We start from the raw sequence: 12,294 nt of genomic DNA, 5'->3' as shown, positions 1-12,294 counted from the left end.
AATTTTTTTGATTAGAAGTCAAAATTTAAGCCTACGCTGTAAATTCTTGGTCTCGGATAGAAATTGTTATCAATTGCATTAAAGTTCTCCGGATCCTGGCCTGAGTAGTTAGTAACAAGGAATACGTTGTTAACTGCTGCATAAAGTCTTAATGACCCCTGTCCGTCTTTTATGATGTTGTTAATACGGTAACCCACTGTGATGTTATCACATCTCAGGAAGCTCGCGTTTTCAAGGTAGTAGTCTGATAAAGGAATATTACCTTGGATGGTTGTAAAGCTTGGATCTGCCGCTCCTTCATAAAAGTTAATTACGTTGTTAAGGCTGTTTGTGTTATTAGGTAACGCCCTGTTTACCCATCCTCCTACAAGTTTTGCAGAGTTGTAAACCTGTCCGTCTGCCTGTCCGTGGAAACTAGCTGCAAAGTCAAGGTTTTTGTAAGTAAAGTTAGTGCTGAAACCATAAGTCCAGTTAGGTCTTAACGCTTTAAAATATCTATCATCGTTAGTGATTACACCATCGCCGTTACGGTCTTTAAACGCACCAACAATAGGGCTGCCGGATGCATCATAAAGCTGTTCAAATACCCATGCAGAATAAGGTTGTTGACCTACCGCGTGGCGCGCTACTCTTACACCTGTTTGTACCGGAAGGCCCGACTCATCAGCATTAATCATGCTGACATCTTTAAGGTTTGTTACCTCACCAATGTTGTAAGCGAAGTTACCTGATACTTCCCAAGTAATATCCTGAGTTACAATTGGTCTTAATGTTAAACCAACTTCCACACCTTTGTTTTCCATAGAACCTACATTTTGAGTAATCTCGTTAGTAAGGTACTGTCCCGGAGGTACTGTAGATCTTACCAGAAGGTCATCTGTATTTCTTTTGTATAGTTCAACACTACCTGAAAGAAGGCTGTTGTTAAACAAATCAAAATCCAAACCTATGTTATAGGTAGTGGTTTTTTCCCAAGTTAACTGATCGTTAAATGGGTTGGCACTGTAAGTGCTTGTGCCCGGTAGGTATTGACTGTTTGGATCACCAGGGCTAAAGATAGCCGAACTAGGATAGAAACCTCCGATTCCTGTAATATCCTGCTGACCTGTAATACCATAACCTAAACGAAGTTTAAGGTTTCTGATAGTTTTGTTATCTTTAAGGAAATCTTCGTCGGTAATTCTCCATGCAGCACCGGCAGCAGGGAAATAACCCCAACGTTTGTCTTTACGGAATAGTGAAGAACCATCTGCCCTTAAAGTGAACGTAAACAGGTATTTATCTAATAAGTCAACATTAGCACGACCAAAGAATGATTCCAGTACCATTTTGTTGTAATACCTGTTTTGAGGATTAGATTCGTTTTCTCTTACTTCTCTTACACCTGTTTGAGCGTTGTACTGATAAATCGTTTTATAACCATCATTTACAAAGCTTTGGTATGAGTAACCTGCCTGAGCATCAATTCGGGTTAAGAACCCTGAAAAGTTTTTGGTATAGGCAAGGTATGAATCTAAAGTTTTGTTTGTAATATGTTGTGACTCTCTGTAATTAGCACCCGGGTTAAATATATAAGTGTCGTTTACATTATCATACTGGTAAGTCGCAAAAGCAATATCACTGTACTGCTCCAGTATTTTAGCTCTTGATGCTTCAGCACCTAAGTTCACAATTGCTCTTAACTCAGGTAAAAAATGCATTTTGTAGTCAAACTGTGCGTTACCAATAAATTTGTTAACCACTTCAGGCCTTCTTCTTTCCTGTAAAAGGTTTACCGGGTTGTACTGGCCATCAAAATCAAGTGGGTTAGCATTAGTTGTATTTTGGTAGTATCCTCCAAAGTTGTTTATGTCACTATCGGCATAAATTGGTTTTGTAGGATCCATGTTAAGAGCACCACCTATGGCACCACCTTCATCTACAGTGTTTTTGTCAATCCAGAAACCTTTAGCGTTAACGTCTACTTTTAAATGATCGTCAAAAAAAGTAGGGCTGAATTTTAAAGTTGTAGTATAACGCTCGTAGTCATTTGTTTTAACTACACCTTCGTTTTTGGTATAACCAATAGATACTCTAAACGGTACTTTTCCAAAAAGGTTAGCGCTGGCACTAAAGTTATGATCTGTAGAGATAGAAGTTCTTAAAATCTCTTTCTGCCAGTTAGTGTCATATATTCTGCGTCCTTCAATACCAGGAGTGTTTGGGTCATCTACCGCATCGGTAGTTGGGTCATCAACACCAAGATAGTTAGTGTAGTCAGGATGGTATTCCTGTATAAACCTAACGAAAGAAGAGCTGTCCATCATATTAACAAGGTCATTAGCTTTACCTATAGCTACATACGATGAGTAATTGAATTTAGGTGCTCCTGAAGTACCTTTTTTAGTAGTAATGATAATTACACCGTTAGAAGCCCTCGACCCATAAATAGCAGTTGCCGAAGCATCTTTAAGTATGGTAAACGATTCTACATCGTTAGGGTTAACAAGTGATAAAGGATTGTTCACACCGGCAGGGTTAACATTATCAATAGGCACACCATCTATAATGATAAGAGGGTTGTTGTTTGCCGAAAGCGAACTTCCGCCCCTAATCCTGATATTTGGTGCCGAGTCTGGCGCACCACCTGCATTGGTAATCCTTACACCGGGAGCTTTACCAACAATAAGCTGGTCAGAACTCATAACAGCACCTTTGGTAAAGTCTTTAGAAGTTACGGTGGTTAAAGCACCAGTAGCATCTTTTTTGGTAGTAGTACCATAACCTATAACTACTACCTCTTCAAGTTGAGTGGAATCTTCCTGTAGTACAACATTTAAGGTCGCTTCTCCATTGTATTGTAAAACCTGATCGGCATAACCGATAAAGCTGAATACAATAATGTCTCCGCTCTTAACATCAGACAATGAATACTTACCGTCTATGTTTGTTGCGACACCGTTAGTTGTACCCTCAACAATTACATTAACTCCAGGGAGTGGTTCCCCGGTTGCATTATCACTTACAGTTCCGGATAAAGTACTCTGAGCCAGTACGCTAAATGGTAACAGTAGTAATAAAAGCAATAACTTTTTATACGTTGTTCTCATACAATTTGTTTGGGTTAATTTTGTGTTTTGTTTTTGCTTATAATTCACTTCGAATGTTAAAATTATGTAAAATCTCCTCACAAAAAAACGTTTTCGTAATTACACCCTACCGAAAACGTTTGCGTGTTGAAAACTTTCTTTAATTTACAATATTTAGGTAGGAATATTGCGACTAACAAAAATTAAAACTACCTTTAGTTACGAAAAGTTATTTTTTATCGACGAAATGAAAAGAAAAGTCACTCTAAAGCAAATTGCAAGGGAATTGGATGTATCTATCTCTACAGTGTCTAAGTCATTGAGAAACAGTCCTGAAATTAGTGAAGATACAAGACAAAAGGTTCAGGCATTTGCGAAACTATATAATTACAAGCCTAATAATATTGCGTTAAGCCTTAAAAACAAGAAGACCAAGACTATTGGTATTATAATACCGGAAATTGTCCATCACTTTTTTGCTACCGTAATCAGCGGTATAGAGCAGGTGGCAAACGAAAACGGATACAATGTAATTGTGTGTCTTTCGGATGAATCGTTTGATAAGGAGGTAATCAATATGGAAATGCTTGCTACAGGGAGCATAGACGGTTTTATTATGTCGCTCTCAAAAGAAACCCAGCTTAAAAAAGATTTTCATCATATAGTAGAGGTTATAAACCAGGGGATGCCTGTGGTAATGTTTGACAGGATTACTAACGATGTTTTTTGCGATAAGGTAATTATTGATGACCAAATGGCAGCTTATGAAGCGGTAGAGTACCTTATCAATAAAGGGTTTAAAAAAGTAGCCCTTGTTACCACGGTAGATTATGTGAGTGTAGGTAAACTAAGAACTGAAGGTTACCTTAAAGCGCTTAGGGATAATAATATGATGGCCGAAGAGGACATGATTGTTAAGATAGAGGATATAGACAACTGTTCGGTTAAAATTGAGCGATTGCTGGAGGAACAAAAGCCCGATGCTATATTTGCGGTTAACGAGCTGTTTGCCGTTACCTGCATAAAACTGGCAGCTAAAATGGGGGTTAATGTGCCTGATGATCTTTCGGTAATAGGGTTTACCGATGGTATTATTTCACAGTTCTCCAGTCCTGCTATTACAACCGTTAGCCAAAACGGTATAAAGATGGGAAGAAGCGCTGCAAAAATGCTTATTGACCGACTTGAAATGGAGGAGGAAGACGAGCATTACCGCACCGAAGTTATAGAAACACACCTGGTAGAAAGAGAATCTACGCCAACGTTGTAGTTTGGTGTATATGGTTGTTTTTCAGTTGTTTGTTTTTTTAATTTTACACTGTTCAATAAAAAATTTAATATTTAAAACAGCATTTGTACATTAAAAATGCTATATATTTGTCACTGATTATCAAAGCTTATACTTCACTTCGCAACAAAAAGTAAGTTTTGATAAGCTACGCGCTTATCGTATTATAAATTTTAAATTACGATAATGGAAAAGCGTAAATTAGGTTTCTGGGAAATATGGAACATGAGTTTCGGTTTCCTGGGAATACAAATGGGTTTTGCCCTGCAAAATGGCTTTGCCAGCCGTATTCTCCAAACATTTGGTGCCGAGGTGCACGAGCTTTCCTGGTTTTGGATTGTAGCTCCGCTTATGGGGTTAATCGTTCAGCCTATAGTAGGGCACTACAGTGATAATACATGGACAAAGCTGGGCAGGAGAAGACCATTCTTCCTTGTAGGAGCAGTACTTGCTTCGGTAGGTTTAATATTAATGCCACAGGCAGATATTTTTACGGCAGTTTTCCCAACATTATGGGTTGGGGCAGGTATGCTAATGATTATGGATGCCTCCTTTAATATTGCCATGGAGCCTTTCAGGGCGCTTATTGCCGATAACCTGCATACAGATCAAAGAACATTAGGCTTTAGTATGCAAACGGTACTTATAGGTTTTGGCGCGGTTATAGGTTCGTGGCTACCTTATGTGTTAACAAACTGGCTAGGAGTTTCAAACGAGTCAGTTAACGGAGGGGTACCATTAAACCTTACCCTTTCCTTTATTATAGGTGCAGCTATACTGGTTTTAACTATAGCTATAACTGTTGCTACAACTAAAGAATATACTCCACAAGAACTGAAAGCCTTTGAAGACCCTGCAGATGAAATTCCTGTACCGGTTAGCAAACCAAAGCTTACAGACATTTTTACTGACTTTAGGCATATGCCGGTAACCATGCGCCAGTTAAGCTGGGTACAGTTTTTCTCATGGTTCGGACTCTTTGGGATGTGGGTGTTTACTACCCCTGCAATTGCCCATCATATTTACGGACTGGCAATTGAAGATACCTCAAGTCAGGCATACAATGACGCCGGAGATTGGGTAGGGGTACTTTTCGGAGTATATAATCTGGTGGCAGGTATTTTTGCTTTTGCATTACCTGTAATAGCCAGAAATATAGGAAGAAAACTAACCCATACTGTTTCTCTTATCATAGGAGGGATAAGCCTTATCTCCATCTATTTTGTTTCAGATGAGTATTGGGCTATACTCCCAATGATAGGTGTAGGTATTGCATGGGCCAGTATACTGGCTATGCCTTATGCAATACTGGCAGGATCCATACCTCCTTTAAAAATGGGGGTTTATATGGGGATATTCAACTTCTTTATCGTGATTCCTCAAATCATAAATGCCCTTATAGGCGGCCCTATGGTTAAATATCTTTATAACAACGATGCCATTTTTGCCATTGTAACAAGCGGTGTGAGCCTTATTATAGCGGCAATGCTTGTGTTTAGGGTGAAAGACGTAGACGACCTAAAATCGAATTCAGAAATATTATAACAGAAAAGACTAAATGAAGCAGAAAGCATTTATATTCGACCTTGACGGGGTTATTGTAGATACTGCAAAATACCACTATTTAGCCTGGCAAAAAATAGCTGCACAGCTGGGTATTGACTTTACGCACGAACATAACGAATTATTAAAGGGTGTGAGCCGCGTGCGTTCCCTTGAAATCATTTTAGGTTTAGGGAACATTGAGGCCTCACAGGAAGATAAGGATAAGTGGCTTGTAGAAAAAAACGAGGACTACCTGGGGTACATTATCAATATGAAAGAGGATGAAATTTTGGAAGGGGTGGTGCCGGTACTTGATTTTTTAAAGGAAAACAGCCAGCTTATAGCATTGGGCTCTGCAAGTAAAAACGCAAGGCCAATACTGGAAAAGGTAAACATACTGCATTATTTTGACGCTATTGTAGACGGTAACGATGTTACCAACGCAAAGCCCGATCCTGAGGTTTTTGTAAGGGCAGCACAATTGCTGGACAAAACAGCACAGGACTCCATTGTTTTTGAAGATTCGGTGGCGGGTATACAGGCCGCAAATATTGCAAATATGGTAAGTGTGGGTATAGGACATAAAGATATCCTGAACGAAGCCCGATTTAACTTCAACGATTTTACTGAAATCGACAACAACTTTTTAAAAACCTTAGTAAACGAATAAAATGAATCAGGATTATATTGTACCGGATAATTGGTCGATAATAGAAGAAGGATTTGAGGCAGACAGGGTAAAATCATCCGAGAGTCTGTTTAGTATCGGTAACGGGGCTATGGGTCAGCGTGCCAATTTTGAGGAGCACTATTCGGGCTCAACCTTTCAGGGGAGCTACATAGCAGGTGTTTACTATCCTGATAAGACTAAAGTAGGATGGTGGAAAAACGGCTACCCTGAATACTTTGCAAAAGTTTTAAACGCACCAAACTGGATAGGTATAGAGGTACAGATAAACGGTGAGGCGTTAGACCTTAATACCTGTAAGGAAATAAAAAATTACAAGCGTGAGCTTAATATGAAAGAAGGGTGGTACAACCGCTCGTTTACAGCAGTACTTCAAAATGATACGGAAGTGGCGGTAAACGTAAGGAGGTTTTTATCCCTGGTTTCAGATGAGCTTGGTGTTATAAAATATGAGGTGACTCCGGTTAACCGGTCGGCACAAATCGTATATAAGCCTTATGTGGATGCAGGGGTGAAAAATGAGGATGCCAACTGGGAAGAGAAGTTTTGGGAACCGCTGGATGTACAACATTCCGGTAATAATGCCTTTGTAACAGCACGTACTTTCAAAACCCATTTTACAGCTGCTACTTACATGCATAACAGTTTGTTACTTAATGGTGCCGAAGTGGTTGCTGTGGCAGAGGATACTATAGCTACTAACGATAAGGTTCAGTTTAGTTATAGTATAGATGCCAAGCAGGGTGAAACGGCTGCCATAGTGAAATTTGGTGGTTATACCGTATCACTTAATCATGAAGAAGAAGCACTAATTGATGCTGCCAAAAATGTAATTGCTAATGCCGTTAGCAAAGGATATGATGCCTTACTTGAAGAACAGAAACAGGCTTGGGCAAGTATTTGGGAAATGGCCGATATTACTATTGATGGCGATGTAAAAGCACAACAGGGTATCCGCTTTAATATTTTCCAGTTAAACCAAACCTATTTAGGGAAAGACCCAAGGCTTAACATAGGCCCTAAAGGATTTACAGGAGAGAAATACGGAGGTAGTACCTATTGGGATACCGAGGCGTACTGTATTCCGTTCTACATGGCAACTAAAGATCAGCAGGTGGCACGTAACCTTTTAACCTATCGTCATAACCAGTTAGGGAAAGCTATAGAGAATGCACAAAAGTTGGGCTTTACTAACGGTGCTGCACTATACCCTATGGTTACCATGAATGGTGAGGAATGCCATAATGAGTGGGAAATTACCTTTGAGGAAATTCACCGTAACGGAGCCATTGCTTTTGCCATATACAATTACTACCGCTTTACCGGAGATTATAGCTATATCCCTGAAAAAGGACTTGAAGTTTTAATTGGTATTGCACGTTTCTGGCATCAAAGGGCTACCTTCTCTACGGCTAAAAACAAGTATGTGATACTTGGTGTAACAGGGCCTAATGAGTATGAGAATAACGTAAACAACAACTGGTATACCAACTATATCGCACAATGGTGTATTAACTATGCTATAGAGAATATCACTAAGGTAAAAGATGAGTTTACTGCCGACCATAGCCGTATAATGGGATTAACCAACCTTACTGCCGAAGAGATTCAGCAATGGCAGAAAGTAGCCGATAATATGTACTTCCCATATTCGGAAGAGCATGGTGTATACCTGCAGCAGGATGGTTTCCTTGATAAGGAAATGGTAAGGGTAAGTGATCTTGACCGTTCACAGAGGCCTATTAACCAAAAATGGTCGTGGGACAGAATACTTCGTTCGCCATATATCAAACAGGCCGATGTGTTACAGGGCTTCTATTTCTTTGAAGACCATTTTACAAGAGAAGACCTGGAGAAACACTTCGATTTCTATGAACCGTTTACAGTACATGAGTCGTCGCTTTCACCATGTGTACACTCTATACAGGCAGCCGGACTGGACAGAATGGAGCAGGCTTATACGTTCTATCTCAGAACATCGCGTCTTGACCTTGACGATTACAACAAAGAGGTGAAGGAAGGGCTTCATATTACCAGTATGGCAGGTACCTGGATGAGTATTGTAGAAGGCTTTGGAGGAATGCGTGTTAAAAACGGAAATCTTCATTTTGAACCAAGAATCCCTGAACAATGGGAAGGGTATTCGTTCAAAATCAATTTCAGGAATCAGATTGTGAAGATATCGGTAAACTCGGGAGAAACACGTTTTAACCTTGAAGGTGATAAGGAACTTACCGTATTTGTACATGGTAAAGAAGTTAAAGTAGAGCCAAACAAGGCAGTAACAATATAATGATCATACAGCCTGTAGTACCTTTAGAGGGCTACAGGCTTTTTTATAATACCGCATCAAATTACTATACATGAAAAAAATATTTTATCTATTGCTTTTTAGCTGTGCTTTCACTTTTGCACAGGCAAACAGGGTAGAACCGCCTTTTTGGTGGAGCGGCATGCATAACCCCGAACTGCAAATTATGTTTTACGGAAAAAATATAGCACAGTACCAGCCGGTATGCGACGGAGTGGTTATTAACAACGTAATCAAAACCGAAAACCCGAACTATGTTTTTGTGACCATAGATACTAAAGGACTTCCTGCCGGAGAGCTTGTTTTTGACTTTAAGAACAGTAAGAACAAAACGGCTTTCAGTGAAAAATACATGCTTAAGGAAAGGAAAGAAGAGGCTTCACAGAAAAATAGTTTTGATGCGTCGGACGTGATTTACCTTTTAATGCCCGACCGTTTTGCAAACGGTAACCCCGATAACGATACCAGTAAAGAGCTAAACGAGAAAGCCGACAGGAGTCAGCCAAACGGAAGGCATGGTGGGGATATTGAGGGGATTATCAAAAACCTTGATTATCTTGAAGAGCTTGGGGTAACAACAATATGGAGTACGCCACTTTGTGAGGATAACGACAAAGGTTACTCGTATCATGGTTATGCACAAAGTGATGTGTACAGGATAGACCCTAGATATGGTACTAATGAAGATTATGTCCGCCTTTCGGCAGAGCTTAAAAAGCGCGATATGAAACTGGTTATGGACTATGTAACCAATCACTGGGGAGCAGAGCACTGGATGTATAAGGATTTGCCTTCGTACGACTGGATTCATCAGTTTCCGGGGTATTCACAGTCCAATTACAGGATGACTACTCAGTTCGACCCTAATGCATCACAAACTGATGCGAGGCAGTGTATGGACGGTTGGTTTGTGCCTTCGATGCCCGATTTAGATCAGTCTAACCCATTAGTATTAAACTATCTTACACAAAATGCCATCTGGTGGATAGAGTATGCCAATCTTGACGGTTTCCGAGTAGATACGTATTCGTACAACGATAAGGAAGGTATTGCCAAATGGACAAAAGCCATAACAGACGAATATCCTGACTTTAATATTGTAGGTGAGGTTTGGATGCACGACCAGGCGCAAATGGCCTATTGGCAAAAGGACAGTAAGATAGCAGCTATACAAAGCTACAATTCCTACCTGCCAAGTGTGATGGATTTTACCCTGCACGATGCTATTGGCGGAGTATTTAACGAAGACCATTCCGGCTGGGATGCGGGTATGCAAAGAGTATATGATAACTTCACCAACGACTTTTTGTATCCAAACGTAAACAGCATACTTGTATTTATGGAAAACCACGATACAGGCCGTTTTAACGAGATTTATAAAGGAGACTTTAACAAATACAAAATGGCATTAACCCTTATTGCTACTGTGCGTGGTATTCCGCAAATATATTACGGTAGTGAAATCGGTATGGCAGGAGATAAGGGTAAGGGTGATGCCGATATCCGCAGGGATTTCCCGGGTGGATGGAACGGCGACAGCAATAATGCCTTTACCAAATCAGGGCGAACTGCACAACAGCAGCAGTTTTTTGAGTTCACTTCAAAAATGCTGAACTGGAGAAAAAATAAGGAGGTTATCCATAACGGTAAAACAACCCATTACCTGCCGGACAATAACGTGTATGTGTACTTTAGGCATAACAAAAAAGAGAGTGTAATGGTAGTGATGAACAACAGTAACGAAACAAGAACATTTAGTACTGCCCGTTTTGCCGAAAACATAAAAAACTACACAACAGGTACCGATGTGATTACCGGAAAGAAAGTAAACCTTGCTAACGAAATTAGCATGGAACCAAAATCGGTTATGGTACTGGAACTAAAATAAGAGATATGAGGAAAACAATTTTTTTAGGGGTTTTTCTTGCGACTTTTATAAGTTGTAAAACTCTGAAAAATCAAGATAAGACCAAAACTGAATTTGCAACCCTTGCTCCGGTTAGCGATGCCATGATGGAAAACAGTGTTATTTATGAGGCAAACATCCGTAACTATTCGCAGGAAGGAACCTTTAATGCTTTTGCCAAAGATATTCCTGAACTTAAAAAACTGGGAGTTAAAATAGTATGGCTTATGCCGGTTTACCCTATTTCCATGAAAAACAGGAAAGCTACCGGAGACCTTTCGGTAGAGGATATACAGGATCCGGAAGAGCGTAAAAAATACTTAGGGAGTTATTATGCCATTTCTGATTACACGGCCATAAATCCTGATTTAGGTACAATGGAAGATTTCCAAAATCTGGTAAATACCGCACATGAAAACGGTATGTATGTAATACTGGACTGGGTAGCTAACCATACGGGATGGGACCATAAATGGATTACCGAGCATCCTGAATATTACCATAAAAATGCTAAAGGTGAGGTGACCGATCCGCTTAACCCCGAAACAGGCGAAAGCTGGGGCTGGACTGATGTGGCGCATTTGGATTATACAAGTAAAGTACTGTATGAGCCTATGAAAAACGAAATGCTATACTGGGTTAAGGAACATAATATTGATGGTTTCCGTTGTGATGTAGCCGATAACGTCCCTACAGAATTCTGGCAGTTTGCTGTTCCTAAGCTAAAGGAAGTAAAGCCTGTGTTTATGCTTATGGAGTCTAATAAGGCTTATCTGTTTAACGGAATATTTGACATGGGGTATGGCTGGAATGCCCACCACCTTATGAATGATATTGCCAAAGGTGAAAAAACAGTTGCCGACTGGGATGCCCTTATGGTAAAACAGGAAAGCGATTATAAGAAAGAGGATATTTGGATGAACTTCACTTCTAATCATGATGAGAATGCATGGAATGGTAGCGAATATGAAAGAATGGGTGACGCAGCCGAAGCTTTTGCAGCATTAACTTATGTAATGCCGGGTATGCCGCTTATTTATACGGGTCAGGAGTATGATTTTGAACGCCGTTTAAAGTTCTTTGAGAAAGATGAGATTTCTCACGAGAAAGGAAAGATGTTTGGGATTTATGAAAAACTGGGCGTACTTAAAAATACTAACGAAGCACTAAACGGAGGAAAACACCCTGCTGATTATAACAGGATAGCGACTTCCATGGATAAAAATATTCTTGCTTTTGCAAGGGAAAAAGATGGTGAAAAAGTAATTTTTGTAGCTAACCTTACTAAGGATACTCAAACCTTTACCCTGCCTGTAGAAGGTACTTATACTAACTACATTACAGGAGAAAAGGTACAGCTGGCTCCCGGCCAGGAGCATAAGTTTGACCCTTGGCAATATTGGGTACTCACAAAATAATTTTTTCTCATAAATAGTTGTTAGAGTAGCACAGGTAGTTTTCTGCCTGTGCTTTTTTGTATATTTAGGA

7 protein-coding genes are annotated in these 12,294 nt (G+C 39.9%); 6 read left to right on the top strand and 1 reads right to left on the bottom strand.

Going from position 1 to position 12,294, the window contains the following annotated elements:
* Positions 1-11: 11 nt before the first annotated feature.
* Positions 12-3,089, bottom strand: coding sequence for a SusC/RagA family TonB-linked outer membrane protein (locus ABS768_RS12310; RefSeq protein ID WP_408075261.1), 3,078 nt, complete (start codon positions 3,087-3,089; stop codon positions 12-14).
* Positions 3,090-3,315: 226 nt separating this feature from the next.
* On the opposite strand from ABS768_RS12310, the gene ABS768_RS12305 reads away from it, so the two are divergent.
* The 6 genes from ABS768_RS12305 (at position 3,316) to ABS768_RS12280 (ending at position 12,224) form a co-directional block, all read left to right on the top strand.
* On the top strand, positions 3,316-4,338 hold the full coding sequence (locus ABS768_RS12305; protein ID WP_408075260.1) for a LacI family DNA-binding transcriptional regulator: 1,023 nt from the start codon (positions 3,316-3,318) through the stop codon (positions 4,336-4,338).
* Positions 4,339-4,542: 204 nt separating this feature from the next.
* A complete protein-coding gene (locus tag ABS768_RS12300; protein WP_408075259.1) occupies positions 4,543-5,901 on the top strand; it encodes an MFS transporter in 1,359 nt (452 codons plus the stop codon).
* 13 nt (positions 5,902-5,914) lie between these two features.
* A complete protein-coding gene (gene pgmB, locus ABS768_RS12295) occupies positions 5,915-6,571 on the top strand; it encodes a beta-phosphoglucomutase (protein WP_408075258.1) in 657 nt (218 codons plus the stop codon).
* A gap of 1 nt (position 6,572) precedes the next feature.
* The gene (locus ABS768_RS12290) at positions 6,573-8,882 is read left to right on the top strand and encodes a glycoside hydrolase family 65 protein (RefSeq protein ID WP_408075257.1); all 2,310 of its coding nucleotides are present in this window, start codon (positions 6,573-6,575) and stop codon (positions 8,880-8,882) included.
* Between the two features lie 70 nt (positions 8,883-8,952).
* Positions 8,953-10,788, top strand: coding sequence for a glycoside hydrolase family 13 protein (locus ABS768_RS12285; protein WP_408075256.1), 1,836 nt, complete (start codon positions 8,953-8,955; stop codon positions 10,786-10,788).
* A gap of 5 nt (positions 10,789-10,793) precedes the next feature.
* Positions 10,794-12,224, top strand: a complete 1,431-nt coding sequence (locus tag ABS768_RS12280) for an alpha-amylase family glycosyl hydrolase (RefSeq protein ID WP_408075255.1) — start codon at positions 10,794-10,796, stop codon at positions 12,222-12,224.
* The last annotated feature ends 70 nt before the right edge of the window (positions 12,225-12,294 follow it).

The organism is Flavobacterium rhizophilum, assembly GCF_046000485.1.
Classification (GTDB): Bacteria; Bacteroidota; Bacteroidia; order Flavobacteriales; family Flavobacteriaceae; genus Flavobacterium; species Flavobacterium rhizophilum.
Note: the sequence above shows the minus strand (reverse complement) of the source record. Positions and strands in the feature narration are given on the sequence as shown.

Excerpts from the sequence above, each read along its gene's own strand:
- ABS768_RS12310 (WP_408075261.1), bottom strand. The coding sequence starts at position 3,089 with ATGAGAACAACGTATAAAAAGTTATTGCTTTTATTACTACTGTTACCA.
- ABS768_RS12305 (WP_408075260.1), top strand. The coding sequence starts at position 3,316 with ATGAAAAGAAAAGTCACTCTAAAGCAAATTGCAAGGGAATTGGATGTA.
- ABS768_RS12300 (WP_408075259.1), top strand. The coding sequence starts at position 4,543 with ATGGAAAAGCGTAAATTAGGTTTCTGGGAAATATGGAACATGAGTTTC.
- pgmB (WP_408075258.1), top strand. The coding sequence starts at position 5,915 with ATGAAGCAGAAAGCATTTATATTCGACCTTGACGGGGTTATTGTAGAT.
- ABS768_RS12290 (WP_408075257.1), top strand. The coding sequence starts at position 6,573 with ATGAATCAGGATTATATTGTACCGGATAATTGGTCGATAATAGAAGAA.
- ABS768_RS12285 (WP_408075256.1), top strand. The coding sequence starts at position 8,953 with ATGAAAAAAATATTTTATCTATTGCTTTTTAGCTGTGCTTTCACTTTT.
- ABS768_RS12280 (WP_408075255.1), top strand. The coding sequence starts at position 10,794 with ATGAGGAAAACAATTTTTTTAGGGGTTTTTCTTGCGACTTTTATAAGT.